The organism is Cobetia sp. 5-25-4-2, assembly GCF_013374075.1.
Classification (GTDB): domain Bacteria; phylum Pseudomonadota; class Gammaproteobacteria; order Pseudomonadales; family Halomonadaceae; genus Cobetia; species Cobetia marina.
Genome location: NZ_BLWK01000003.1, coordinates 294,600 through 318,531, shown reverse-complemented (window position 1 = coordinate 318,531; position 23,932 = coordinate 294,600). Strand labels below are relative to the sequence as shown.

The 23,932-nt window shown below is 63.7% G+C and carries 22 protein-coding genes; 15 read left to right on the top strand and 7 right to left on the bottom strand.

What is annotated here, in order from left to right; translation table 11 throughout:
* Positions 1-257 precede the first annotated feature (257 nt).
* Positions 258-1,595: a deoxyribodipyrimidine photo-lyase gene (locus HXS65_RS08860; RefSeq protein ID WP_176493690.1), complete on the top strand. Its 1,338-nt coding sequence runs from the start codon at positions 258-260 to the stop codon at positions 1,593-1,595.
* Between the two features lie 4 nt (positions 1,596-1,599).
* Here HXS65_RS08860 and HXS65_RS08855 read toward each other — a convergent pair whose 3' ends face one another.
* On the bottom strand, positions 1,600-2,325 hold the full coding sequence (locus HXS65_RS08855) for a 16S rRNA (uracil(1498)-N(3))-methyltransferase (protein ID WP_176493689.1): 726 nt from the start codon (positions 2,323-2,325) through the stop codon (positions 1,600-1,602).
* Positions 2,326-2,523: 198 nt separating this feature from the next.
* Here HXS65_RS08855 and phaR point away from each other — a divergent pair, with 198 nt between their 5' ends.
* The 4 genes from phaR (at position 2,524) to HXS65_RS08835 (ending at position 6,099) form a co-directional block, all read left to right on the top strand.
* Positions 2,524-3,045: a polyhydroxyalkanoate synthesis repressor PhaR gene (phaR, locus tag HXS65_RS08850; protein ID WP_084209401.1), complete on the top strand. Its 522-nt coding sequence runs from the start codon at positions 2,524-2,526 to the stop codon at positions 3,043-3,045.
* A gap of 166 nt (positions 3,046-3,211) precedes the next feature.
* Entirely contained in the window at positions 3,212-4,504 is a 1,293-nt protein-coding gene (gene purD, locus HXS65_RS08845) for a phosphoribosylamine--glycine ligase (RefSeq protein WP_077378851.1), read from the top strand.
* A 267-nt stretch (positions 4,505-4,771) separates the two neighbouring features.
* Positions 4,772-5,227 (top strand): thioesterase family protein, encoded by a 456-nt coding sequence (locus tag HXS65_RS08840; protein ID WP_077378853.1) that lies wholly within the window; start codon positions 4,772-4,774, stop codon positions 5,225-5,227.
* The gene (locus HXS65_RS08835) at positions 5,227-6,099 is read left to right on the top strand and encodes a phosphoribulokinase (protein WP_077378856.1); all 873 of its coding nucleotides are present in this window, start codon (positions 5,227-5,229) and stop codon (positions 6,097-6,099) included. Before HXS65_RS08840 ends, HXS65_RS08835 begins: the two co-directional genes overlap by 1 nt.
* Positions 6,100-6,127: 28 nt before the next feature.
* Here HXS65_RS08835 and HXS65_RS08830 read toward each other — a convergent pair whose 3' ends face one another.
* Positions 6,128-6,904 (bottom strand): RIO1 family regulatory kinase/ATPase, encoded by a 777-nt coding sequence (locus HXS65_RS08830; RefSeq protein WP_077378859.1) that lies wholly within the window; start codon positions 6,902-6,904, stop codon positions 6,128-6,130.
* Positions 6,905-7,191: 287 nt separating this feature from the next.
* Here HXS65_RS08830 and HXS65_RS08825 point away from each other — a divergent pair, with 287 nt between their 5' ends.
* Both HXS65_RS08825 and coq7 read left to right on the top strand, forming a co-directional pair.
* Positions 7,192-7,533 (top strand): histidine triad nucleotide-binding protein, encoded by a 342-nt coding sequence (locus HXS65_RS08825; RefSeq protein ID WP_084209399.1) that lies wholly within the window; start codon positions 7,192-7,194, stop codon positions 7,531-7,533.
* 261 nt (positions 7,534-7,794) lie between these two features.
* Entirely contained in the window at positions 7,795-8,460 is a 666-nt protein-coding gene (gene coq7 / locus HXS65_RS08820; RefSeq protein WP_176493688.1) for a 2-polyprenyl-3-methyl-6-methoxy-1,4-benzoquinone monooxygenase, read from the top strand.
* A 129-nt stretch (positions 8,461-8,589) separates the two neighbouring features.
* On the opposite strand, the gene HXS65_RS08815 is transcribed toward coq7, so the two are convergent.
* Entirely contained in the window at positions 8,590-8,943 is a 354-nt protein-coding gene (locus HXS65_RS08815) for a hypothetical protein (protein ID WP_077378868.1), read from the bottom strand.
* A 273-nt stretch (positions 8,944-9,216) separates the two neighbouring features.
* A complete protein-coding gene (locus HXS65_RS08810) occupies positions 9,217-10,038 on the bottom strand; it encodes a hypothetical protein (RefSeq protein ID WP_176493687.1) in 822 nt (273 codons plus the stop codon).
* Between the two features lie 254 nt (positions 10,039-10,292).
* Between HXS65_RS08810 and HXS65_RS08805 the strand changes: the two genes are divergently transcribed.
* The 6 genes from HXS65_RS08805 (at position 10,293) to HXS65_RS08780 (ending at position 15,156) form a co-directional block, all read left to right on the top strand.
* Positions 10,293-10,772, top strand: a complete 480-nt coding sequence (locus HXS65_RS08805) for a PepSY domain-containing protein (RefSeq protein ID WP_176493686.1) — start codon at positions 10,293-10,295, stop codon at positions 10,770-10,772.
* A gap of 90 nt (positions 10,773-10,862) precedes the next feature.
* Positions 10,863-11,582: a response regulator transcription factor gene (locus HXS65_RS08800; protein ID WP_077378872.1), complete on the top strand. Its 720-nt coding sequence runs from the start codon at positions 10,863-10,865 to the stop codon at positions 11,580-11,582.
* On the top strand, positions 11,579-12,943 hold the full coding sequence (locus HXS65_RS08795) for a HAMP domain-containing sensor histidine kinase (RefSeq protein WP_176493685.1): 1,365 nt from the start codon (positions 11,579-11,581) through the stop codon (positions 12,941-12,943). The genes HXS65_RS08800 and HXS65_RS08795 overlap by 4 nt, the downstream gene beginning before the upstream one ends.
* 398 nt (positions 12,944-13,341) lie before the next feature.
* Positions 13,342-14,013, top strand: a complete 672-nt coding sequence (locus HXS65_RS08790; protein WP_176493684.1) for an ankyrin repeat domain-containing protein — start codon at positions 13,342-13,344, stop codon at positions 14,011-14,013.
* Positions 14,014-14,039: 26 nt separating this feature from the next.
* Positions 14,040-14,537 (top strand): DUF3592 domain-containing protein, encoded by a 498-nt coding sequence (locus HXS65_RS08785; RefSeq protein WP_077378881.1) that lies wholly within the window; start codon positions 14,040-14,042, stop codon positions 14,535-14,537.
* Positions 14,538-14,616: 79 nt separating this feature from the next.
* Positions 14,617-15,156, top strand: a complete 540-nt coding sequence (locus HXS65_RS08780) for a TIGR02281 family clan AA aspartic protease (RefSeq protein ID WP_176493683.1) — start codon at positions 14,617-14,619, stop codon at positions 15,154-15,156.
* 151 nt (positions 15,157-15,307) lie between these two features.
* Here the strand turns inward: HXS65_RS08780 and gnd are convergent, their stop codons facing one another.
* The 3 genes from gnd to HXS65_RS08765 form a co-directional block, all read right to left on the bottom strand.
* Positions 15,308-16,291, bottom strand: a complete 984-nt coding sequence (gene gnd / locus HXS65_RS08775) for a phosphogluconate dehydrogenase (NAD(+)-dependent, decarboxylating) (protein WP_077378886.1) — start codon at positions 16,289-16,291, stop codon at positions 15,308-15,310.
* Between the two features lie 168 nt (positions 16,292-16,459).
* The gene (locus HXS65_RS08770) at positions 16,460-17,713 is read right to left on the bottom strand and encodes a ribonucleotide-diphosphate reductase subunit beta (RefSeq protein ID WP_136939074.1); all 1,254 of its coding nucleotides are present in this window, start codon (positions 17,711-17,713) and stop codon (positions 16,460-16,462) included.
* Positions 17,714-17,994: 281 nt separating this feature from the next.
* Complete coding sequence (locus tag HXS65_RS08765; protein ID WP_084209391.1) at positions 17,995-20,895, bottom strand: ribonucleoside-diphosphate reductase subunit alpha; 2,901 nt, start codon at positions 20,893-20,895, stop codon at positions 17,995-17,997.
* Between the two features lie 623 nt (positions 20,896-21,518).
* On the opposite strand from HXS65_RS08765, the gene HXS65_RS08760 reads away from it, so the two are divergent.
* The gene (locus HXS65_RS08760) at positions 21,519-22,223 is read left to right on the top strand and encodes a winged helix-turn-helix domain-containing protein (RefSeq protein WP_371861098.1); all 705 of its coding nucleotides are present in this window, start codon (positions 21,519-21,521) and stop codon (positions 22,221-22,223) included.
* A 3-nt stretch (positions 22,224-22,226) separates the two neighbouring features.
* The gene (locus HXS65_RS08755) at positions 22,227-23,888 is read left to right on the top strand and encodes a HAMP domain-containing histidine kinase (protein ID WP_077378898.1); all 1,662 of its coding nucleotides are present in this window, start codon (positions 22,227-22,229) and stop codon (positions 23,886-23,888) included.
* Positions 23,889-23,932 lie beyond the last annotated feature (44 nt).

Genomic DNA, 23,932 nt, shown 5'->3' with positions numbered 1-23,932 from the left:
TGTCATGTCTTGCGAGCATGGCCGTATTCCTCCTGAAGCCCCTGGATGACAAGTGTGTTTGCGGGTAGAGACACTTGCGCGATCTTGTTGAAAACATTGGTGGATCGTGACCTAACCTCTCGAATGTATCACGCACTTGCACCCCTCGCCAGCGCACGGGCGGCAGGTCGGATGAGGTCCCTGATCGGACAGCGTGTTGTACAGAGCGGGCTATTTATTGTACAAATATTATACGCCGATAACGCTTTGGAGCTCGCATGCGAGAGGCCATCAGCACGAATTCGGGCGGCCCACCGGAGACGTCACTTGTCTGGCTGCGTCATGACCTGCGTCTGGAAGACAACCCGGTATTCGCGCTGCCCAGTGTCCGTCGCCCCTATCAACTTCTGGTCATGTACGTGCTGGACCAGCGCTGGTTGACGCCTGTCGAGGGTCTGCCTCGCCTGGGACCTGCCCGCCTTCGCCTCCTCTGGCAGAGCCTGATGAACCTGCGTGGCATGTTGCTGCGCCGCGGCAGCGATCTGCTGGTGCGAGTGGGGGATCCCGTCAGCGAGGTGCTGGCCCAGGTCCGCCAGCATGACGTGGACTGCCTGGAAGTCAGTCATTCCCGCACCCCGGATGATGCCGGCAATCTTCAGCGTCTTGCCGCGCAACTTCCTGCCAGTACCCGGCTGCATTGCCACCCACATGAAGGGCTCGTGCTGGAGCCGCTGGACGAGCGGGATGCGACGCAGGAGCCCACGGCCCTGTGGACGCCTCCGCAGGTGATGGAAAGCCCGGCCCATGGTGCGAAGGCGATGTCTCTCGCCGCCCCGGAATTGCCCGCTTCCTCGCGGCTCTCGCCAGCGCTGGCGTCATGCGGGGCGATGTCTCTGCGTCTCGATGATGCCCAGTGGTGGACGCGTCATGCCTCGCGAAATCCCTTGCAGGGGCTGCCGTGTTCCTTGCCGCCATGGCCGGAATCGGCATCACGCGGTTTCCCGCCGCTGGAGGCAGTGTGCGCCACGGCCAGTGCCTGGCAACCGGTGGGGGAGATCGCCACGCTTCAAGGCGGAGAGGAGCCGGCGCGCGAGCAGCTGTCTTCCCTCGTCTGGTCGCGTCCGGAATCAGAGGATGCCGAGGTGCAGGCTGCCTGGCGCCTGTCCGCCTGGTTGGCGCAGGGCTGCATCAGTCCGCGGCGCATCCTGCAGGCACTGGCGGAACATCGACGGGAAATGGGGGAGTCTCTCGCGGCGCATCAGCTGATGGCTGTGCTGCTCCAGCGCGAGTACTGGCAGCGGGTCCTGCAAGCGCAGCCCGAGGAATCGCTGATGGGCTGGTATGGCGAGGCGCTGGAGAAGGAGGCGGCCTGCGATGTGGCATTCCAGCGCTGGCGCGAAGGGCGCACGGGCGACGCACGGGTGGACCGGGCCATGCACAGGCTGACCCGGGAAGGCTGGCTGTCGTGGGATGAGCGCCAGCATCTGGCCCGTGCATGGCTTGCCGCCGGGGGAGACTGGCGACTCGGGGCGCGCTGGTTCGAGCACTGTCTGCTGGATTTCGATGCCGCCGTCCACTGGGGGGAGTGGCGGCATCTGGCGGGTCAGCCGGTGTGAGGTCTCAGCCCAGTCGCGCCAGCAACGCCGTGACCGCCGTCTCGACGCGCAGGATGCGCTCGCCGAGGTGTACGCCCTCGAAGCCGGCCTTCATGAACTGCTCTACCTCATAGTCCACGAATCCACCCTCCGGGCCGATGGCCAGGATCACCGGCTCACTCACCGCGCGTGGGCACTCCTGCGGCATGCCCGGGTGCGCGATGATGCCGCGCGGCTTCACGGCGCTCTCCGGGGCCATCAGGTCCGGCAGTCTGTCCTCCACGAATGGCTTGAACAATGTCTCCTGCGTGACCGTCGGCATGATGGTGTCGCGCGCCTGCTCCAGTCCCAGCACCAGATGCTGGCGAATCTTTTCCTCTTTCAGCTCCGGCGACTGCCAGTAGCTCTTCTCCACGCGCCGTGTATGCAGCAGGGTGATGTGCTTCACGCCCAGCGCCGTGATGTGTTCCAGCGAGCGCGCCAGCATGCGCGGGCGTGGCAGCGCCAGCAGCAGATGGACATCGAGTGGTGCCGGCGGCTGACGCTCCAGACGCAGACTGAATTCGGCCACCTCGGTGTCCAGCCGCTCCAGGCGTCCACGACCGATCAGCCCGCCTTCGATTCCCAGGGTCATCTCGTCACCGACAGCGGCACGATGCACCTCGCGCAGATGGCGCAGTCTGCGCGGGTCCGTCACGCGTGCATGGTCGGAGGCGAGCAGGTCATCAGCGCCGAGCAGGATAAGGTTCATGGCGATACCGTAGACAGACAGGAGGAAAAGAGGCGGCATTCTAGCATGGACGCCAGATGGCTCGGCTCCGGCGAAATGACAGCGAAGGGGGCGATTGCCCGAGGCGTGGCGGGAGTGGATCAGCCGCGTGGAAGCGGCTTTCCTTGCAGTGCCCCCCCTTGAGTGCACAATGAAGAAAAATCGACAGGAGCTTGATCCGTGAGAGTCATCCGCAAATACGCCAATCGGCGTCTCTACGATACCGAGCAGAGCCGTTATGTGACCCTCGAGGACCTGCGCAGCCTGGTGCTGGCGGAAGAGGTCTTCAAGGTCGAGGACGCCAAGAGCGGCGAGGACCTCACGCGTACCATCCTGCTGACCATCATCATCGAGCAGGAGCAGGGCGATGGTGAGGCCGAAGTCTTCTCCAACGAGCTGCTGGAGCAGTTCATCCGCATCTATGCGATGGCCAAGCCATTGCCGCTGGCGGGGTATCTGGAGCAGGGCACGCGGCTGATGATGGAGCAACAGCAGCGCATGCAGGAGCAATGGTCCCAGGCCATGCGCCACTCGCCCATGGAGATGATGCGCGAAGTCGCCGAAGAGAATCTGCGCTTCTGGCAGCAGGCCATGGGGGGCGGCATCAACCGGGGCCGGACGAGCTCACGCTCTGCCGATGATGCCCCGGAGGGCGGGACGAACGACGACGGCGAGGCTCACGACCCCGAGGGCACACGCTGAGTGATGCCTGGTCGGCCGGCATGAAAATCACATGAAATCGCGTTGATGTGAAAAGGGGCGTCCCGAGGGGAGCCCCTTTCTGCCATAATGCGCAGCCTGACATTTCCTCGGTCGCCCGTGTCTTGCGGGCAGCCTTGATCCTCACTGGCTCATGAAGGTTGAAAAGATGAAGGTCCTGATCATCGGCGGCGGTGGCCGCGAACATGCGCTGGCCTGGAAAGCCGCCCAGTCCTCCCGTGTCGAGGAGGTCTTCGTGGCCCCCGGCAATGCGGGCACGGCGCGCGAGTCCAAGCTGACCAATCTGGCGATTGCCGCTGACGATCTCGATGCTCTGGTCGCCTTCGCGCGGGACAACGCCATCGAGCTGACCATCGTCGGCCCGGAAGCGCCGCTGGTGATCGGCGTGGTCGATCGCTTCCGCGAGGCGGGGCTCAAGTGCTTCGGTCCGACGGCCGGCGCTGCCCAGCTGGAAGGCTCCAAGGCCTTCACCAAGGACTTCCTGGCGCGTCATGCCATCCCGACCGGCGATTACGCTACCTTCGCCGAGGTCGATGCGGCGCTTGAGTACCTGGCCGCCCACCCGGCACCGATCGTCATCAAGGCCGATGGCCTGGCGGCGGGCAAGGGAGTGGTGGTCGCGATGACCGACGAGGAAGCTCGCGCCGCCGTGCGTGACATGCTCGAGGACAACGCCTTCGGTGATGCCGGTGCACGCGTGGTGATCGAGGAGTTCCTCGATGGCGAGGAAGCCAGCTTCATCGTGATGGTCGATGGCGAGAACGTGCTGCCGATGGCCACCAGTCAGGACCACAAGCGGGTCGGTGAAGGCGATACCGGCCCCAACACCGGTGGCATGGGGGCCTATTCTCCGGCACCGGTGGTCACCGCCGATGTGCACCAGCGCGTGATGGACGAGATCATCCTGCCCACCGTGCGTGGCATGGCGGCAGAGGGGCATCCCTACACCGGCTTCCTGTACGCCGGCCTGATGATCGATGCGCAGGGCGCGCCGAAGATCATCGAATACAATTGCCGCTTCGGTGATCCGGAGACCCAGCCGATCATGGTACGTCTGAAGTCCGACCTGGTGGCGCTGTGTCTGGCCGCCGAAGACGGGCGCCTCGATACCCAGACCTGCGAGTGGGATTCCCGCGCGGCGGTCGGCGTGGTGCTGGCGGCAGGCGGCTACCCGGCCAGCTACCGCAAGGGCGATGTCATCACCGGGTTCGATGCTGCCGAGGCGACCGGTTGCAAGGTCTTCCACGCCGGCACCGCCGAAAAGGACGGGCAGGTGGTCACCAGTGGCGGTCGCGTGCTGTGCGTCACCGCGCTGGGCGACAGCGTGGCCGCCGCCACCGAGCGTGCCTACGAGGGTGTGGACGCCATCGACTGGCAGGACGTGCTCGTGCGACGTGACATCGCCTGGCGTGCCATCGCCCGTGAGCGTGGCGACGCCTGAGCCTGTCCGGCATCATCGCATTGTCTGCAAGACCCGGCCTCTGGCCGGGTCTTGTCGTTATCGCACCGTGATTCTCGCGTCGGCCATTCTACGACCATCGTGTCGAGAGTCTGGTCATGTCGGTGTCGGCCGTGCGATAACCTTCATCATCACTTGTTCACGCATGAACGGCGGCCCATGGGTCTCCCCGGCCTTGAGCATGGCATCGGGGAAGCATGGCGACTCCGCCGTCATCGTCCATTTCCGTCTCGCCGACGAGGAGTCCTCATGGAGCGTATTCGGCTCGAGTTCCCAGAGCAGCGCCTGGTGCATCGTCATGCGATGACGATTCGTGTCAGCGATATCAATTATGGTCAGCATCTCGGTCACGATAGCGTGGTCAGCCTGGCGCACGAGGCACGTGGCCAAGCCTGGCAGGCACTCGGCTTCCCGGAATGGGATGTCGATGGCCTCATGAGCATCGTCTCCGATCTGGCCGTGCAGTATCAGGGGGAAGGCAAGCTGGGCGATGCGCTGGTGGTGGAGACCGCCATGGACCCCGTGTCCGGCAAGGGACTGGGTGTCCATCATCGTCTGGTGCGGGTCGGTGACGGCAGCGTGCTGGCCACCGTCAGGGTCGGGCTGGTGTTTGCCGGCCCCGACGGACTGGCCGTGCCGAGTGCACGTGTCAGTGACGAGATCGAGCGCACGGTCGCGGCGCTGGCCTGCGAGGTGGCGCGCTGATGTCGCGGGAGTATCCGATCATCGCCGTGACGGGCTCCTCCGGTGCGGGGACGACCACGGTCATGCGGACCTTCGAGCGCATGTTCTCGCGTGAGTCGATCCATGCCGCCTATGTGGATGGTGATGCCTTTCACCGCTATACCCGCGATGAACTGGTACGCATGTTCCAGGAGGCGCCGGAGCGCAAGCGTGAGCTGTCACACTTCGCGGTCGAGGCCAACCAGCTTGATCGACTGGAAGCGCTGTTTCTGGAGTATGGCGAGCAGGGCTCCGGCACGCATCGCCACTACATCCATGCCGAAGACAAGCGCATGATCGAGGCGGGCTACAAGGTCGGGACCTTCACCGAATGGCAGTCGCTGCCGGATTGCACGGACCTGCTGTTCTACGAGGGCCTGCATGGCGGGCTGGTGACGCCCGAGCATGACATCGCGCGTCATGTGGATCTGCTGATCGGCGTGGCACCGACCATGAACCTCGAGTGGATCCAGAAGATCGACCGGGACACCAAGCTGCGCGGGCACTCCCAGGAAGCGGTGGTCGATACCATCCTGAGCCGCATGGATGACTACGTCCGCTATATCCAGCCCCAGTTCTCGCGTACCCATATCAACTTCCAGCGCGTACCGACGGTGGACACCTCCAACCCCTTCGAGCCGCAGGACATTCCCACCGATGCCGAGTCGATGGTCGTCGTGCACTTCCGTGATCCGGGCAGCGTCGATTTCCCCTATCTGCTGGCGATGATCCAGGGCTCCTTCATGTCGCGCCCGCATACGCTGGTGGTGCCGGGTGCCCTGATGGCGCTGGCCATCGAGCTGATCATCACGCCGCTGGTCAGGAGTCTGCTGGCCCAGCGCCGCTTCCGCTGAGACGTGAGGTCGGCGAGAGCAGGACGCGTCACCGACCCTTGAGACGCGGCAGGATGCGTTTCTTCCACAGGCGCAATACCTGATTCAGGCGACCGCTACGCATCAGCAGGCGAGCCTCGCGTGGCCGCAGCGGCAGCCCCAGCGTCCGTTGCTTGAGCTTGAGGGAGTGGCGCAGGTCGAAGCGACGCATCATGCGCATCACACCGGCCGTGCCCGGCAGTCGCGGCAGCCGCACCGCCGAGGTGAAATCGATCAGTACCGGTATGCCATCGCGCAGTATGACGTTGGAGCCGCGGATGTCGTTGTGTGCCATGCGGCGCTGATGCAGCTGCTGCACGACGAGAATCAGCTGCTGGCAGAGTCCTGGATGCGCCGCGGGATCCAGCTGTGCATCGCTCAGCAGAGGGCCGGGAATGTATTCCATGGCCAGTGCCAGCGGGGAGACGCGTGCAATGGCGCGCGGTGCATGCGTCCAGCCGGCCAGGCGGCTCAGCATCTTCAGTTCTCGACGGACCAGCCAGCGCGCGACCAGTGCCGCCGGGGTGCCGGCATAACGACGGTAGTCCTTGCATACCACCGTCTGGCCATCGAGGTGCGTGAGATAGACTTCCGCCTTGAGAAAGCCCTTGGCGCGCTGCAGAAAGTCCTCTGCCGCCGGTTCGCGTGACAGCGTCCCGGCAGTGTCCGCGTCAGGCGTGGCCACTGATGCCTTGGGTGTCACTGTACCCGTGGTGGCCCTGCCGGAGGCGTCCAGCTCGTGAGTCGCCTTGTGCAGGGAGGGGATCAAGGAGGTTTGCAGGCGCATGACGGCAGGCTTCTTGTTAGCGAGGTAACAATGATTATCCTATCATTTAGCGAGTCCGCCCACCGTCGTGAGTGAATCATTCTGTTGCCCATCCAGCGACACTCGTCTCATGCGCAGAAGCCTGTCGGTATGGGGCGTCTCGGTGATCACTGTCTCGGTGATCACTGTCTCGGTGATCATTGTCTTGGTGATCATTGTCTCGGGGCTTGGCCCATTGCGGTGCTGACGCTACGCTTGCACCTTGCGCTGCCGTTGGCGGCGACGTCATTGTCGAGGGAGAAGGTGTCATGGACTGTCTGTTCTGCAAGATCATCAATCGCGAGATTCCCGCCGATATCGTCTATGAGGATGAGGAGGTGCTGGCCTTCAATGACATCAATCCTCAGGCGCCGACCCATGTGCTGATCATTCCCAAGCAGCACATCGCCACGCTCAATGATATCGAGGAAAGCCAGCTGGCCACGGTGGGACGCCTGCAGTACACCGCCGCCAGACTGGCGAAGGAATACGGCTTCGCCGACGATGGCTACCGTGTGGTGATGAACTGCAATGAAGATGGCGGCCAGACGGTCTATCATATTCACATGCACCTGATGGGTGGTCGCCGCTTCACCTGGCCGGCTGGCTGAGCCGGCGTAGAGCAGGCGCCTGTACCGGCGGTTCGCGGGCAGGTAGCGGCTAGCGATATACAAGCGTGCGGCACACGGGCGCATACCGGGCATGACGTGAAAGCGTCATGCCCGGTCTTGTTCTGCAGGCTGCAGGCAGGAGATGTCGGAGCGATGCGAGACTCAGACGTGCCGACGACGACAGCGTCACTCTGCCCCTTACCGTGAGTGGGGGCCTTGCGTAAGATGGTGGCATTGCTCACGCCGTGCAGGAGTTCTTACATGACGCACCCCACCGCCAGTCAGGCACAACGTCACCACAGTCGCGCCGACCAGCTGATCCATCAGTTCGATACCATTCTGCGCACGCTGGTCCCTCATGCGGCTCAGCCGTCACGACCTACCCCGGCAGGCGATATCGTGGACAGTGAGATCAGTGATGCGGAGCGTCAGCATGCTGCCGGTCTGATGCGCATCAATCACACCGGTGAAGTCTGCGCCCAGGCGCTGTACCAGGGCCAGGGGTTCACGGCGCGTCTGCCGGAAACGCGCAGCCAGATGGAGCTTGCCGCTCAGGAGGAGATCGACCATCTCGCCTGGTGCGATGCACGTCTCGTCGAGCTGGATGCCAATACCAGCCTGCTCAATCCACTGTTCTACATGACGAGCTTTGCGCTCGGGGCAGCGGCCGGCGCCATCAACGACAAGGTCAGCCTCGGGTTCGTGGCCGCGACCGAGGAGCTGGTAGGCGAGCATCTGTCGAAGCACCAGCAGACACTGCCCGAGGGCGATCAGCGTTCACGCGCGGTGCTGCGGCAGATGGAGATCGATGAAGCGCATCATGAGCAGTGGGCGCTGGAGGCCGGAGGACATCGCTTCCCGGGGCCGCTGAAGAGCGCCATGCGGCTGATGTCCAAGGTGATGACCGCCAGCGTCTATCGCGTGTGAGGGTCAGGCACCTGAGCTTGCCTGCGTAGCGTCAGGTCGCTGAAACGAAGAAGGCCGCCCCGTGGGGCGGCCTTCTTGCGTCGTGTGACCCTGAATCGGTCATCGGTCATCGGTCATCGGTGTCGGGGCTTATTCCTTGACCTGGTACTCACCATCCAGCGTCGCGGTACTGCTGCCGTCTTCGCGTGTCGCATCCCGCGAATAGTTCTGGCGGCCGTTGGCCTTGTCCTGGGCTTCCTGCATGCGCTGTTGCATCTCGCTCATGCGCTTCTTCATGCGCCGGCGGATGAAGGGCAGCATGATGATGCCCAGTACCATCATGATCAGTGCCGCGAACAGGCTGAAGATCATGACGACACCGCCGATCAGCCAGGCAGCGACCAGCTTGAGGCCGGACAGGCCTTGAGAAGGACGCTGGTTGCCGGCGTTGGCCTGCCATTGGCGAGCCTGGTTCCAGAGAGTGTTGTGCTGTTGGCCTTGCATGTTGATTCTCCGCAATGGTTGCCGGGCCGATGGGCCGGGCAGGGAAGACCCGATGTGTGAAGGTGGATGGTCGGGGGTATCGGGTCTGGAAAGTGGGGTGTCTCATTTGGCTGTCAGCGCCTGAAGCACCTGAGCCAGGGCGGTACTGCAGGCCCCTGCGAGATTCGTCATGCCTTTGGCTGCCTCATGATCTCAGCATCGAGGTTGGCAGCGTTGTCGTCAAGGCGATTGTCGTGTCCGCAGGGGCGCGGTGGAGGCCGTCAGGTCCGAGCGTCATCCGCCCGGCATCGTGCTGGCGAGGGTGGGCAGGCTCAAGGACAGGGTCTGCTGTCGGCCTTGCCCGTCCAGTCCGACGATTCGGATGGCATGCGCCTCCACGTCGACACTGCGTATCCTTTCAATGCCGTCGCTGGCGGCAAAATTCAAGGTCTGACGCAGGCTGTTTCTCCCCATTGCCCCTTCCTCCGTCTGGCGGGTCTGGCGGCGTAGCGCCTCATCGATCAGCTCGCCATCCGCGCGATTGATGGACAGTTCCATCTCCCAGCCGTCTCGCCCCCAGCCGGTGAAACGGACCTGATTCGCCACGATGTCCATGCCACTGAATTGACGCATCCCACTGTGGCTGGCTCGCATCATCAGCTGGGTCAGCAGTTCCGGAGCCAGCCCCGTGGACAGGAGGCGAGAGCTTTCGTGAGAGCTTTCGTGATCGCGCTGCGAGTCCGGTGCCGCTTGCCCTGACGTGGCATCGCCATTGTCATTGCCCATCCCCGCAGCACGCCTGTCAGGGCTGCCAGGACTGCCAGAGCTGTCAGGACTGCCAGAGCTGTCAGGACTGTGCCCGCTCGCCGTGGCGAGCGCGGCCACCTCGCGACGAGTGTCACCCAACCCCGTGCCCAGCGTGGAAGCACTCAGTCGATGCTGGGGAGGGAGATCCTCGATGCCATTGGCATAGGCGGGCACCGAGCCCAGCATCAGGCCGAGAGCGCCCGCTCCCAGTCGCTGGCGAAGGTTCACGATGGAGCGCCCCGCCAGCCGGATGCTGATGGCCCGAGAGCGAGCCTCCTTCACACTGGTAGAGGCAGGAGATGACGGCATGGACGCCTCCTCAAGGCAGTGGAACATGGCCTCACTGTGAGACATGCGACCTTGCATGACACTGAGAGGGGGATTCATCTGAGGTTCATTGCTGCCTGTCAGTCTTTGCGGCATGCGGTCATCCGTGCGCATCCGCTGGCGTCCGCGCTGTTCCAACGCAGGTTTGCTTGCACATTCCATTGCCAGGATGCTTGTCGAGCATCAGCGCCCGTCGCGGCGCACCAGACCCGCCGCAATTCAAGAGGTTTTCCGTCATGCCGACTCCCCGCAAGGCCCAGACAGGCGCCAGCGCATCCCGCGTCAGCCAATGGCGGCAACGCTATGGATGGTTGTGCCTGGGGCTGGGCGGCTTGCTGATCGGTGTCCTGGCCATGCCGCCGCATGCGCTGTGTGACAGTGAGCGCTGGCGTAGCCTGCACGATGAGGTGGCTGCCGGCCGTGTCATTTCACTGTCTGAACTGCTGGACAGTCTCGAGCGTGACTGGCTGGGGCAGGTGGTCGAGGTGGAGCTTGAAGACATCCATGGCGAGCTGATCTACGAGGTCGAGATGCTCGGGCCGCAGGGCCAGATGGCCAAGTTCACCGTACGGGCCGCGGATGGAGAGCTGCGTGAGGTGCGTGGCGTCAATCTGGACGCGATGCGCCGTCATGCTCTCGAGAGCCCGGCAGGCCCGTCGCCATCCCTGAGCGAGCGTCAGCCAACGGGCGGTCTTGAGGGTGCCGAAGACCCCTGAGGACCGTTATGCTTGCAGCAGTGTCCTCGTGTGATGCCGTGACGCGGTATCCGTCACCGGATAGCGACTGCCCAGGAGTGCCCAGAATTCATGAAGATATTGTTGGTGGAAGATGACATGCCGTTGGCCGAAGCGCTGATGGCACGCCTCAGTGAGGCAGATGTGCTGGTCGAGCATGCCGTCAATGGTGCCGATGCCGATTTCCTGGTGCAGACCGAGCGCTATGATGCGGTGGTGCTGGACCTTGGCCTGCCGGATGGTGATGGCACCCGCTGGCTGGCCCAGTGGCGTGAGGCCGGCATCGAAGTCCCGGTGCTGGTGCTGACGGCGCGCGAGCGCTGGTCGGACAAGGCGGCCGGCTTCTCTGCCGGTGCGGATGATTACGTGACCAAGCCCTTCGAGACGGCCGAGGTCATCTTCCGCCTGCGCGCGCTGGTGCGTCGCTCGCGCGGGCATGCCCATCCGGTGCTCAAGCTGGGGGATCTGGCCTGTGATACGCATGGCGGCACCGTCAGCCTGGCGGGGCGCCCCGTGTCACTGACGGCACAGGAGACGCGGTTGCTGATGCACCTGATGCATGCCGTGCCCGGCGTGGTGAGCCGTTCGGAGCTGGTCGAGCATGTCTATGACCGCGACCACGAACCCGACTCGAATGTCATCGATGTCCAGATCAGCCGCCTGCGTCGCAAGCTGGGGGCTGAGCGTATCGAGACGCTGCGCGGCCGCGGTTATCGCCTGCGCGACCCGGATGCCGAATCGGGTGGCGCAGACGGGGCCGGCGCAGCGGGAGCGGACGGCCGCGACGCATGAAGCCATTGTCCGTCGGCCGGCGACTGCTGGGTGGCTCGCTGGTCATCGCCTTGATCGTCATGCCGTTGACCGGTCTGGGGCTGGCGTGGAGCTTTCGGGATGCGGTGACGACGGCCTTTGACCAGCGGCTGCTGTCGCTGTCGAAGGTGTTGATCGCCGCGATCCAGTTCGATCGCGAGAAGGGCCGTCCGGGGCTTACGCGCTCGTTGGGTGATCCGCGTTTCGATCAGGCCTACTCCGGGTGGTATTGGCAGATTTCCGATCGCCACGGCAATGTGCTGACCTCGCGCTCGCTGTGGGATCAACGCCTGCCGATTCGCGATGAGATCAGTGCCGACGGGTTCCTGAGCCGGGATCTCGACGGGCCGCGTCATCAGTCGTTGCGCGCCATCGAGCGTGATATTCGCCTGCCGGGCCGCAGCCAGCCACTGCATGTGATGGTGGCGGCGAGTCGCAGCGAGGTGGACGCCGAGGTCGCGCGTTTCGAGTGGTTGCTGGCGGGAGCGCTTGTCGCGCTGGCGTCGTTGCTGGTGTGTGGTTCCGCCGCGCAGATCAGCTGGGGGTTGGCACCGCTGCGGCGGTTGCGGGCACGCCTCAAGCGGGTCGCGGAGGGTGAGGCAGACAGGCTGGAGGAAACACGCCTGCCGCCTGAACTGACAGAGCTGACGCGCGCGATCAATGCAGTGCTGGAGCGAGATCAACGCCTGATCGAGCGTGGGCGTGCCGCGGCGGGCAATCTGGCGCATGCGCTCAAGACGCCAGTCAGTGTGCTCAAGGCCCAGTCCGAGCGCTTTGATGGCGAGGACCGCGCCCGCATCGATGCCGAATTGCGACGTATCGATGAGGCCGTGCGTCACCATCTGGCGCGGGCGAGTGCCGCGGGCGGTGCGCATCTCAGTGGGCGAGTCAGTCTGCGCGAGGCCGCCGGGCCGGTGTTCGATGGTCTTGGGCGCCTGGCGAGCCGGCGTGGCATCACTCTCAGCCTCGCGCTGGAGGATGATGCCGGTGTGCGCGTCGACCCGCAGGACCTGCAGGAGATGGTCGGCAATCTGCTCGAGAACGCGCTGCAATGGGCGCAGCAGCAGGTACGTGTGAGCAGCGAGTCCCGCGATGGCGGTGTGCTGCTGGTCATCGAGGATGATGGCCCGGGCATGAGCGACGAGCAGAGCGCCGCCGCGCTGGGGCGTGGTGCACGTCTCGATGAGGGGCGCTCCGGTTCAGGACTCGGGCTTGCGATCGTGGACGACCTGATGGCGCTGTATGGCGGCGAGCTGAGGCTGGAGCGCTCCGCTCTGGGCGGCCTGGCGGCGCATGTCTGGCTGCCCAGCTCACCGCTGGTGGGGACCAAGCCCACGGCCTGATGGGAAGAGGGGTGTCCTGCAGCCCTTTGATATTAGCCTATTGAAAGATATCAACTCATAGGTCTTGGCTATCACATCGATCCCGAGAGATGATTGGGCGTCATACCAGCCGCACCGTATTCTGAGGGGGTTCGGCTGGCAGCCGGACGGGCTTCGTTTCTGAGTCTCGTCTGCCGCGCCCTGCGGTGATGACGAACTGGCGCTCCTTCGGGGGCGCTTTTTTTATGCCTGCTATCTCCCTGTTCCGGCAGCGGGATGCGCGCCTGTCAGTGACTCCGGGAGAGGGTTGACGGGTGTGCAAGGCGGAGATTGAACGCAGGGAGGCTAACGGTCGTCTTCAGGATCGCATAGGCTGTCAGACAGGAGTCGTGTGAATTCTCAGGCGTCAGGAGGTGGGCATGAAGGACATGACGATGTGCGCTCAGCGTGGGGATCTGGAAGGGCTCAGGGAAGCGCTTGCCGAGCCCGGGGCGCATGAGCGCCTCAATGATGTCGATTATCGCGGACGCTCGCCGTTGATGGTGGCCGTGCAGGCCAATCAGCCTGAAGCGGTGGCGGCGCTGTTGGCCGCGGGAGCTGACAGCGAGCAGACCGATGCCCTGCATGACACGCCATTGCTGGCTGCCGCGGCGCTGGGATATGGCAATTGCCTGACCTGCCTGCTTGAGCACGGTGCCTCGGCCACGGTGCTCAATCGTTTCTCCTCCACGGCCCTGATGTCCGCCAGCGAGCGCGGCCATGCGGATATCTGTCGCGTGTTGCTGGAGCAGACGGACGTGCCGCCTGATCATCAGAATCGCCTTGGCTGGACGGCGCTGATCGAAGCCGTATTGCTGGGGGACGGCGGGGATGCCTATCAACAGGTGGTCAAGCAGCTGCTGGATCACGGCGCTGACGTCAATCTCGCGGATGCCGAGGGAGTGACACCTCTGGCGCACGCACGCTGGCGCAAGTTCGAGACCTTGAGTGACATGCTGGAAGCGGCTGGTGGTCGGGAGCAGGGCGTGGCGCATGTCGTGTCGGACGAGACGCTTCAGGCAGCCCGCTCGGCGAGTTCCCGCCAGACATGATGGCCAACCTACGCAGGAGGCAGCGCATGGTATTACCCTGGGGGCTGTTGATCATCGGCGTGGCGCTGCTGTTGCTGGGTGCGCTTCGCTGGCAGTACGCACAATCACTCGCACGGGAAAGCGTCCAGGTGATGGGTGAGGTGATCAGTCATGATCGCGCCCTGAACGTGGAAGGGCGCGGCCGCATCCATCTGCCCAAGGGCGGTGAGTTGAGTGAGGACGAGGCCCTGGCGATGGCAGGCTTGCCGCCGGGGGGGCGCTTCAATGTCGAGTCGATCCAGTACGCGCCCATCGTGCGTTACCAGGACAGGCGTGGCGGTTGGCATGAATATGTATCACCGCTGGCGGTACAGACGCCGACACCTGCGGTCGGCGAGACCGTGGCCGTGAACTATCGACGCAGTGCGCCTCATGAGGCCAGTCTGCCTGGCACGCGCGGCTGGTTGATCGGCGTCCCATTGGCGCTGGGGGTCGCGCTGTGTCTGGTGGCGCTGCGTCTGTTGTTGAGAGGGCCGGTAGCATGAATAAGGCCGGTAGCATTAAGAGGGCCGGTGGCATGGAGGGGGACGCATGTTGGCAACCGGCTGTCAGAGGTGAGGGTGAATGAAGGATTCTGAAGGCCAGGGGACAACCCGGCGTTACGGTATCGGCATGCTGGTGCTGTGCTGGGGGCTGATACTTGGCATGCTGGTGTGGTGGTTCCAGGGGCAGCTCGAGGAGCGTACCCGCCCGAATGCCTCGCTGGCCGGTCAGGCATTGTCCCAGGGGGAGCCGCTGACCCTGACGCGCAACCGCTCAGGGCACTTCGTGGCCCCTGGCGAGATCAATGGTGAGCCGGTGACCTTCCTGCTGGATACCGGCGCCACCTATGTCTCGGTGTCCGAATCACTGGCCGAGCGTCTGGCGTTGCCGCGCGGGCGCGATGCCCGCTTCACCACCGCCAATGGGGTGAGCCATGGCGCACTGACCACGCTGGGTGTCGTCAGTCTGGCGGGGCTCAATCAGCGCGAGGTGCGCGGGGCCATCGTGCCGGGCATGCATGATGAGGTGGTGCTGCTGGGAATGAGCTTTCTGGGGGAGTTCGATATCAACATGCGGGGGCAGCAGATGACACTCACGCCGGTTGCGGGGCGTGGCGGCTGACGAGACAGCCGGGCAGGAGAGGCCGGCCAGATAGTCAGACCGACAGGTTCTGATGCTCATGCTGTCTTGCCAACGATGGCCTCGCAACGAAACGCCCCGCTCATGGGAGACCATGAGCGGGGCGTTTCACGTCTGACGCGTCAGCGGAAGATCAGTCCTGCTTGGGCGGCTCGACATGGCCACCGAAGCCGAAGCGCATCGCGGACAGCAGACGGTTGGCGTAGGTGTTTTCCTTGCGCGAGCTGAAGCGCGAGAACAGCGCGTTTGCCAGCACCGGCACGGCAACGCCCTGCTCGACGGCGGCATCTACGGTCCAGCGGCCTTCGCCACTGTCGGAGACGGCACCGCTGTAGTGATCCAGGCGCGCATCGCCGGCGAGCGCCTGAGCGGTCAGGTCGAGCAGCCAGGAGGAGACGACGCTGCCACGACGCCAGACTTCCGCGATGTCGGCCAGGTTGAGGTCGAAGCGCTGGTCTTCCGGAAGGTCCTCGGAGCCCTTGCTCTGCATCAGCTCGAAGCCTTCGGCGTAGGCCTGCATCAGACCGTACTCGATACCGTTGTGCACCATCTTCACGTAGTGGCCGGCACCGACCGGGCCTGCGTGGATATAGCCACGTTCCGCGCGCTCATCCGGGGCATTGCGACCCTTGGTGCGCTCGAGGTTGCCATAGCCGGGGGCGAGGGTGTCGAACAGCGGCTCGAGATGATCGAACACGGCCTTCTCGGCGCCGATCATCATGCAGTAGCCGCGCTCCAGGCCCCACACGCCACCGGAGGTGCCCACGTCCACGTAGTTCAGACCCTTGTCCTTCAGCGTGGCAGCACGACGGATGTCGTCCTTGTAGAAGGTGTTGCCGCCATCGATGATGGTGTCGCCGGCTTCCATCAGCTCGGCCAGTGCGCTGATGGTCTGCTCGGTGATCTCGCCCGCCGGCAACATGACCCACACGGCACGCGGTGCCTTCAGCTGCTGGACCAGCGCCGCGAGATTGTCGACGTGGGTGGCGCCGTCAGCGACCAGTGACTGGGCAATCGCCTCGTCACGGTCATGGGCGACCACTTCGTGGCCATTGCGCATCAGGCGGCGGGCGATGTTGCCGCCCATGCGGCCGAGTCCGATGATACCGAGTTGCATGTTCGTTCCTTTCACGTGAAGCCGGGGAGAGTCGGGACGGCGCGAAGCCTACCCTGTGCGGGCGCTGGACGCAAAAACGGGCCATATCAATGACATGGCCCGTTGGGGTGCTCAGCGGAGACAGGCGTCAGTCGCGTGCCTGTCTCCAGTAGAGGGAGTGATCAGCGATCAATCCCAGCTCAGGGCACCGCCGACCTGATATTCGGTGACGCGCGTCTCGAAGAAGTTCTTCTCCTTGCGCAGGTCGATGATCTCGGACATCCACGGGAACGGGTTCTTGGCGCCCGGGAACTGCTCCTTGAGGCCCAGCTGCGCGAGGCGACGGTTGCAGATGAAGTGGAGGTATTCCTCCATGATGGCCGCGTTCATGCCCAGAACGCCGCGCGGCATGGTGTCACGCGCGTATTCGATCTCGAGCTGGGTGCCTTCCAGAATCATCTGGGTGACTTCGTCCTGGAATTCGGCGGTCCACAGGTGCGGGTTCTCGACCTTGATCTGGTTGATCACGTCGATGCCGAAGTTCAGGTGCATGGACTCGTCACGCAGGATGTACTGGAACTGCTCGGCGACGCCGGTCATCTTGTTGCGACGACCCATGGACAGGATCTGGGAGAAGCCGCAGTAGAAGAAGATGCCTTCTGTGACGGCGTAGAAGCCGATCAGGTTGCGCAGGAACTCCTGGTCCGCTTCCGGTGTGCCGGTGTGGAAGTCGGCACGCGCCAGCGCCTGGGTGTGCTTGAGGCTCCAGGCGGACTTGCGCGCCACGGAGTCCACTTCACGGTACATGTTGAAGACTTCGCCTTCGTCCATGCCCAGGGACTCGATGCAGTACTGGTAGGCGTGGGTGTGGATCGCCTCTTCGAAGGCCTGACGCAGCAGGTACTGGCGGCACTCCGGGTTGGTGATGTTCTTGTAGACGGCCAGCACCAGGTTGTTGGCGACCAGCGAGTCGGCAGTGGAGAAGTAACCCAGCGAGCGCATCACGATCAGACGCTCGTCTTCGGTCAGGCCGTCCTGGCTCTTCCAGAGCGCGATGTCCGCGTTCATGTTCACTTCCTGCGGCATCCAGTGGTTCGCGGAGCCGTCGAGGTACTTCTGCCATGCCCAGTCGTACTTGAAGGGCACCAGCTGGTTGACGTCGGCGCGGGCATTGATCATGCGCTTCTCGTCGACCTGAATGCGCTGGGCACCCATTTCCAGTTCTTCCAGACCCTTGGCCACGTCAAGATCGTCCAGCGCCTGCTGGGCGCGGGCGATGCGTTCCGCTTCGCTGACCGCGTAGCCTTCGCTGTTCTCGCTCGCGACGGCAACTTCAGCCGCAGGGGCAGCCGCCGGGGCTTCGGCCTGCGGCGCCGGTTTGGCAGCGGCCGGCTTCTCGGCAGCGGGGGCTTCGTCTTCGTGGAAATCGTCCCAGTTCAACATGTTGCGTTCCTCGTGTTCGTAGTGGTCACGCGGGCAATCAGCGTGACAAGAAGGCGTTGGCGGTGCGTCCTGCGACGCTGGCGCCATCGAGAGGCGTGATCTGCCGAGAGGGAAGGTCAGGCCCGGGCCGTGTTTCGAGACAATGTCAGGAGGCAGTGATTGTTGTGTCGGCACAAGACCGAGCCAGGCTCGGTCTTGAGAAAGTGCCGCAGCCCGCCTGCCGGGGATGTCATCGCAGGCGGGGAGTCAGGCAGGGCCTGACTCGAGTCTTGCGCAATCGCTTACTGACAGGCCTCACAGCCCAGCTCATCGATGTTGCTGGCGGAGGGGGCACGCTGACCGCTCTTGCCTTGCAGGAAGTCTTCGATGCCACGCGGTTCCGGCTTGGCTTCCGGTGCCGGGGTCGGCGCGGGAGCAGGAGCCGGGGTCGGTGCGTTGCCGACGGCGTTGTGCTTGCTGCGATCGACGGTGGACTTCTCCACGGCGGTCGCACCCAGAGCACGGAGGTAATAGGTGGTCTTGAGGCCACGGAACCATGCCATGCGGTAGGTCACGTCCAGTTTCTTGCCGGACACGCCCTGGATGTACAGGTTCAGGGACTGCGCCTGGTCGATCCACTTCTGGCGACGCGAGGCGGCTTCGACGATCCACTTCGGCTCGACCTCGAAGGCGTTGGCGTACAGCGCCTTGAGGTCTTCCGGAATGCGCTCGATCGGCTGGACGCTGCCGTCGTAGTACTTGAGGTCGTTGATCATGACCTCATCCCACAGGCCGCGCGCCTTGAGGTCGTTGACCATGTAGGCGTTGACCACGGTGAACTCGCCAGACAGGTTCGATTTGACGAACAGGTTCTGGTAAGTCGGCTCGATGGACTGCGAGACGCCACAGATGTTGGAGATCGTCGCGGTCGGTGCGATCGCCATCACGTTGGAGTTGCGCATGCCCTGGGTGCGGACCTTCTCGCGGATGTAGTCCCAGTCCTGAGTCTGGCTTTCGTCCATCTCGATGTAGTCGGCGCCACGCTCGGTCTTGAGCTTCTCGATGGAATCGATCGGCAGGATGCCCTGACTCCACAGAGAGCCGTCGAAGCTCTCGTAACGGCCACGCTCGGCCGCCAGATCACTGGAAGCTTCGATGGCGTGATAGCTGACGAGTTCCATGGATTCGTCGGCGAAGGTCACGGCTTCTTCGGAGGCATAGGCGATGGACTGCGCATAGAGCGCGTCCTGGAAGCCCATGATGCCGAGGCCAACCGGACGGTGACGCATGTTGGAGCGACGCGCCTGCGGAACGGCGTAGTAGTTGATGTCGATGACGTTGTCGAGCATGCGCACGGCGGTACGTACCGACTTCTTGAGCTTGTCGCCATCCAGCTTGCCGTCGATGACGTGCTGCGCCAGGTTGATCGAGCCCAGGTTGCAGACCGCGATCTCATCCTCGGAGGTGTTGAGGGTGATCTCGGTGCACAGATTGGACGAGTGCACGACACCGGCGTGCTGCTGCGGGCTGCGCAGGTTGCACGGGTCCTTGAAGGTGATCCACGGGTGGCCGGTCTCGAACAGCATGGAGAGCATCTTGCGCCACAGATCACGCGCCTTGACGCGCTTGAACAGCTTCAGCTGGCCCTGACGGGTCATCTCCTCGTACTGCTCGTAACGCGCCTGGAAGGCCGCGCCGTACAGGTCGTGGAGGTCCGGGCAGTCGGACGGCGAGAACAGGGTCCACTCGGTGTCATCGAAGACACGCTTCATGAACAGGTCCGGCACCCAGTTGGCGGTGTTCATGTCGTGGGTACGACGACGGTCATCACCGGTGTTCTTGCGCAGGTCGAGGAATTCCTCGACGTCCATGTGCCAGGTTTCCAGGTAGGCACAGACGGCGCCCTTGCGCTTGCCACCCTGGTTGACGGCAACGGCGGTGTCGTTGACGACCTTCAGGAAGGGCACGACGCCCTGGGACTTGCCGTTGGTGCCCTTGATGTAGGACCCCAGTGCGCGCACCGGCGTCCAGTCATTGCCGAGACCGCCGGCCCACTTGGAGAGCATGGCGTTGTCGCGGATGGCACCGTAGATGCCATCGAGGGCATCCGGCACGGTGGTCAGGTAGCAGCTGGACAGCTGGCTGCGACGGGTACCGGCGTTGAACAGGGTCGGCGTGGAGGCCATGTAGTCGAAGCTGGACAGCAGCTCGTAGAACTCGATGGCGCGACCTTCGCGGTCTTCCTCGTTCAGGGACAGACCCATGGCGACACGCATGAACATGACCTGCGGCAGCTCATAGCGCACGTCGTTCTGGTGCAGGAAGTAGCGGTCGTACAGAGTCTGCAGGCCGAGATAGGTGAACTGGTTGTCACGTGTGTGATCGATGGCGGCGCCGAGACGATCCAGATCGAAGGTGGCCAGTTGCTCATCCAGCTGCTCGAAGGCGATGCCGCTCTCGATGTAGGCCTTGAAGGCGACCGGGTAGTGGTCCTTCATCTCGCCGAAGGTGGCCTCGTCAGCGACCTTGAGGAAGCTCAGGGCTTCGCGGCGCAGGTTGTCCTGCAGCAGGCGGGCGGTGACGTAGGTGTAGTTCGGGTCCTTCTCGACCAGCGTGCGCGCGGTCATCATCAGCGCGGTGGACACGCCATCGACCGGCACGCCGTCGTACAGGTTCTTCAGCGAGTCATCGACGATCTTCTGGGCGTCGACGTTGGAGAGCTCGGCGCAGGCATCGAAGACGAGTGTCTCGATACGGCCCAGATCCAGCGGACGCACGCTGCCGTCGAGGTGCGTGACATTGATGGTCGGGTGCGGCTTGGCGATGCCGTCGTTCTGCGCGCTGCGGGCACGGGCGTGCTCGTCACGGTAGAGAACGTAGGCGCGGGCCACCTTGTGCTCGCCGGAGCGCATCAGGGCCAGTTCGACCTGGTCCTGGATGTCTTCGATGTGCAGAGTGCCACCATCAGGCATGCGACGCTGGAAGGCATCGGTGATCTGGCTGGTCAGCTGCTGGACCAGATCGCGGATGCGCGAGCTGGACTCGACCTGATCGCCTTCCACGGCGATGAACGCCTTGGAGAGTGCGACGGAGATCTTGCTGGCATCGAAGGGCGCAACATCGCCAGTGCGCTTGATGACGCGCAGGCGCTGGGGTGCGGTCACGTCGACTGCCGCCTGATCGGTGCTGAAAGTGGAATCCATGACGCCTTCCTGAATCGTCTGAAGGTGAATCGTTGCCCGGCGAGGGCCCGTGGGCAAAGCGTGTGTCACTGCCGGCGAGGCACCCGGTGGGGCGTGCCATCACGTACGGCTGGCTGACATATCGTCTGATCGCTGTCTCGGCTGGCATGACCCGTCAGGCCACTGAAAGGCGGTCAGACAGGAAATTCGGTACCGATGACAGCTTGGTCGCGGCAGATCATGCGTTGCCGCGCCATCTGCTGAATCATCTCTTTCGGGCTTGACTTGAGGCTTGAAAATTGCCTTTCCGGCTTATGGGTGCGGACGTCGCCAAAACCCTACATATGGGGTGTGAGCTGAATTTGGACACAAGATAGTGTTGTTTTTGGGGTCGTGCAAGTGGATAACTTGTGGGTAAGGTGTGGTTGAAAATCCGTGCCTGCCGCCCGGGGATGTCAAGACATTGCGTGTTAATTTCTTTGCCCCTCGTCAGTGCGCATGTGTGCGGGACAGCTGGCGCGTAAATCCCCAAATTGGCGTATCATTCGTGACAAATCACCCTGAAAAGGTTACGACGTGGCACAGGACGGTAACTCCCTGTGAGCCGCTGGCCACGCCGACCCAACGATGCGGATGGAATGCCCTTGGATACCAATGCGCAAGAACATGTACTGATTGTCGAGGATGACGAGCGTCTGGCGACATTGACGCGTGAGTATCTCGAAGCCAACAACTTCCGCGTCAGCGTCGAACACGATGGCGGCCGGGCAGTGGACCTGATCATCAGCCTGCGCCCCGACATCGTGATCCTCGATCTGATGCTGCCGGGCGAGGATGGCCTGTCCATCTGTCGTCGCGTGCGGCCCCAGTTCTCCGGCCCCATTCTGATGCTGACGGCACGTACTGATGACATGGATCAGGTGCTGGGCCTCGAGATGGGCGCCGATGACTACGTGCCCAAGCCGGTGCAGCCTCGCGTGTTGCTGGCGCGCATGCGTGCCTTGCTCAGGCGGGCCGACGGCCCGGAAGAGGCGGCAGGCGAGACGCGTCTCGTCTTCAATGACCTGGAGATCGACAACGCTACCCGTGAAGCCTGGCTGGCGCGTGAGCGTATCGAGCTGACCAGTGCCGAGTTCGATCTGCTGTGGCTGCTGTCTTCCAATGCCGGGCGCGTGCTGACTCGTGAAGAGATCTTCTCGGCGCTGCGTGGCATCAAGTATGACGGCCAGGATCGCTCCATTGACGTGCGCGTCTCGCGCATCCGGCCCAAGATCGGTGATGACCCCAATCACCCTGAGCGGATAAAGACGGTACGCAGCAAGGGTTACCTGTTCGTCAAGGACCTCTGATTCATGCGGCGTGCGCTGTCTGACAGTATCTTCCTGCGCGTCTACGTGGTGCTGCTGCTGGCGTTGCTCCTGACGCTGGGCGTGGCGTTGGGCGGTTATCAGCTGACCAACGCTGTCCGACTCGAGGCCTACCAGACCCGCCTGGGGGCGGCGCCGATGCTGCTGCTGACCCGGCAGGTGGCCGAGGCGCCTCCTGCCGAAAGGTCGAGCCTGCTGGAGCGCTCCTCGCGCCTGCTGGATGCGCGGCTGATGCTGGCGCCTGTCGAGGTATTCGACCTCAACTGGTGGGAGAAGCGCCGTCTGGCTGCCGGCCGGCCTCTGGTGCATGAGCATCAGGATGCCGGCTGGCAGCTACTGATGCAGGTGCCGGGTGAGGAGCAGGTGCTGGAGCTCAGGCTGCTGCATCTGGCTGAGCGACAGTTGCGGGGATTGATGTCGTTGCTGCGGGAAACCTTGTTGCCCATGGCACCGGAGCAGCGTGTCGCTCTGTTGTCGGAGCTGCAGGATGCCTCCGGGCTGGCCTTCGCTCAATTGCCTGACATGCCCAACGGGCTGGATGCGCAACAGGTCGGGCGGATCAACGACCAGCGAGTGGTGCTCAACATGGCAAGCCATGGACAGGCGCTGGCGCTCTATACCCGCCTGGAGGGTCACAACCTGATCAAGGTCGGGCCGCTGCAGGTCTTCGAGACGACCCCGGCGGCATTGATCGTTGCCATGATTCTGGCCGTCATCAGCCTGTTGGGGGGTGTCATCTATCTGGTCGTGCGTTCGCTGGAGGCACGGTTGACTCGACTGGAGAAGGCGGCGACCCGGATTGCCGGCGGCTACCTCGATACGCGGGTCAGGATCGAGACCAATGACTTTCTTGGCCGTCTCGGCATGGCCTTCAATGGCATGGCCGAACGCGTGCAGGGATTGCTGGGAGCCCAGCAGGACATGATTCGCGCCGTCTCCCACGAGCTGCGTACCCCGGTGGCACGTATCCGCTTCGCGCTGCAGATGATCGAGGACATGGTGGATGATGATTTCGTGCTCCGGCAGATCAAGGGCGCCGATGGTGACATCGAGGAGCTCGACAAGCTGATCGACGAGATCCTGACCTATGCACGCCTCAATGACGCCGCCGGGGTTCAGCTGGATCTGGGGGCGGTGGACTGTCGGGAAGTGGCGGAGCAGGTCTGTGAAACCCTGGCGCCACTGCATCCTGAGCTGCTGCTGAGCATTGAAGGCGGTGCCTTTGATGTGGAGGCGGAGGCACGCTATCTGCAGCGTGCGCTGCAGAATCTGGTCTCGAATGCCTGTCGGCATGCAGATTCACGTGTGCTGGTGCGCATCTCCAGAGACCCGCAGGTGGTGCGCATCGATGTCGAGGATGATGGCCCCGGCGTGGGCGAGGAGGACCGCAAGAAGGTCTTCAAGCCATTCGCGCGACTGGATGATTCACGCACGCGATCTTCAGGTGGCTATGGCCTGGGGCTCTCCATCGTGCAGAAGATCATGCACTCTCATGGCGGAAGCGTGGTGGTCGATCGAGGCATCGCCCTGAAAGGGGCACGTTTCAGCCTGCTGCTGCCCTTGTCCAGCAGCAAGCTGGGACGTGAGGCGCCTCCTTCCTTGCCGCCCGTGACCCCCGGGGAGGGGGATGACGGGCAGCGCACCTGAGCGATGCTACTCTATCGTGATACGCAGTGGTGCGAAGCGATGTC

Coding starts and splice junctions, on each gene's coding strand:
- HXS65_RS08790 (WP_176493684.1), top strand. CDS start 13,342: ATGAAGGACATGACGATGTGCGCTCAGCGTGGGGATCTGGAAGGGCTC.
- HXS65_RS08835 (WP_077378856.1), top strand. CDS start 5,227: ATGTCGCGGGAGTATCCGATCATCGCCGTGACGGGCTCCTCCGGTGCG.
- HXS65_RS08770 (WP_136939074.1), bottom strand. CDS start 17,713: ATGTTGAACTGGGACGATTTCCACGAAGACGAAGCCCCCGCTGCCGAG.
- purD (WP_077378851.1), top strand. CDS start 3,212: ATGAAGGTCCTGATCATCGGCGGCGGTGGCCGCGAACATGCGCTGGCC.
- HXS65_RS08795 (WP_176493685.1), top strand. CDS start 11,579: ATGAAGCCATTGTCCGTCGGCCGGCGACTGCTGGGTGGCTCGCTGGTC.
- HXS65_RS08860 (WP_176493690.1), top strand. CDS start 258: ATGCGAGAGGCCATCAGCACGAATTCGGGCGGCCCACCGGAGACGTCA.
- HXS65_RS08855 (WP_176493689.1), bottom strand. CDS start 2,325: ATGAACCTTATCCTGCTCGGCGCTGATGACCTGCTCGCCTCCGACCAT.
- gnd (WP_077378886.1), bottom strand. CDS start 16,291: ATGCAACTCGGTATCATCGGACTCGGCCGCATGGGCGGCAACATCGCC.
- HXS65_RS08825 (WP_084209399.1), top strand. CDS start 7,192: ATGGACTGTCTGTTCTGCAAGATCATCAATCGCGAGATTCCCGCCGAT.
- HXS65_RS08780 (WP_176493683.1), top strand. CDS start 14,617: ATGAAGGATTCTGAAGGCCAGGGGACAACCCGGCGTTACGGTATCGGC.
- HXS65_RS08805 (WP_176493686.1), top strand. CDS start 10,293: ATGCCGACTCCCCGCAAGGCCCAGACAGGCGCCAGCGCATCCCGCGTC.
- HXS65_RS08765 (WP_084209391.1), bottom strand. CDS start 20,895: ATGGATTCCACTTTCAGCACCGATCAGGCGGCAGTCGACGTGACCGCA.
- HXS65_RS08785 (WP_077378881.1), top strand. CDS start 14,040: ATGGTATTACCCTGGGGGCTGTTGATCATCGGCGTGGCGCTGCTGTTG.
- HXS65_RS08755 (WP_077378898.1), top strand. CDS start 22,227: ATGCGGCGTGCGCTGTCTGACAGTATCTTCCTGCGCGTCTACGTGGTG.
- HXS65_RS08800 (WP_077378872.1), top strand. CDS start 10,863: ATGAAGATATTGTTGGTGGAAGATGACATGCCGTTGGCCGAAGCGCTG.
- HXS65_RS08840 (WP_077378853.1), top strand. CDS start 4,772: ATGGAGCGTATTCGGCTCGAGTTCCCAGAGCAGCGCCTGGTGCATCGT.
- HXS65_RS08815 (WP_077378868.1), bottom strand. CDS start 8,943: ATGCAAGGCCAACAGCACAACACTCTCTGGAACCAGGCTCGCCAATGG.
- HXS65_RS08810 (WP_176493687.1), bottom strand. CDS start 10,038: ATGCCGTCATCTCCTGCCTCTACCAGTGTGAAGGAGGCTCGCTCTCGG.
- coq7 (WP_176493688.1), top strand. CDS start 7,795: ATGACGCACCCCACCGCCAGTCAGGCACAACGTCACCACAGTCGCGCC.
- HXS65_RS08830 (WP_077378859.1), bottom strand. CDS start 6,904: ATGCGCCTGCAAACCTCCTTGATCCCCTCCCTGCACAAGGCGACTCAC.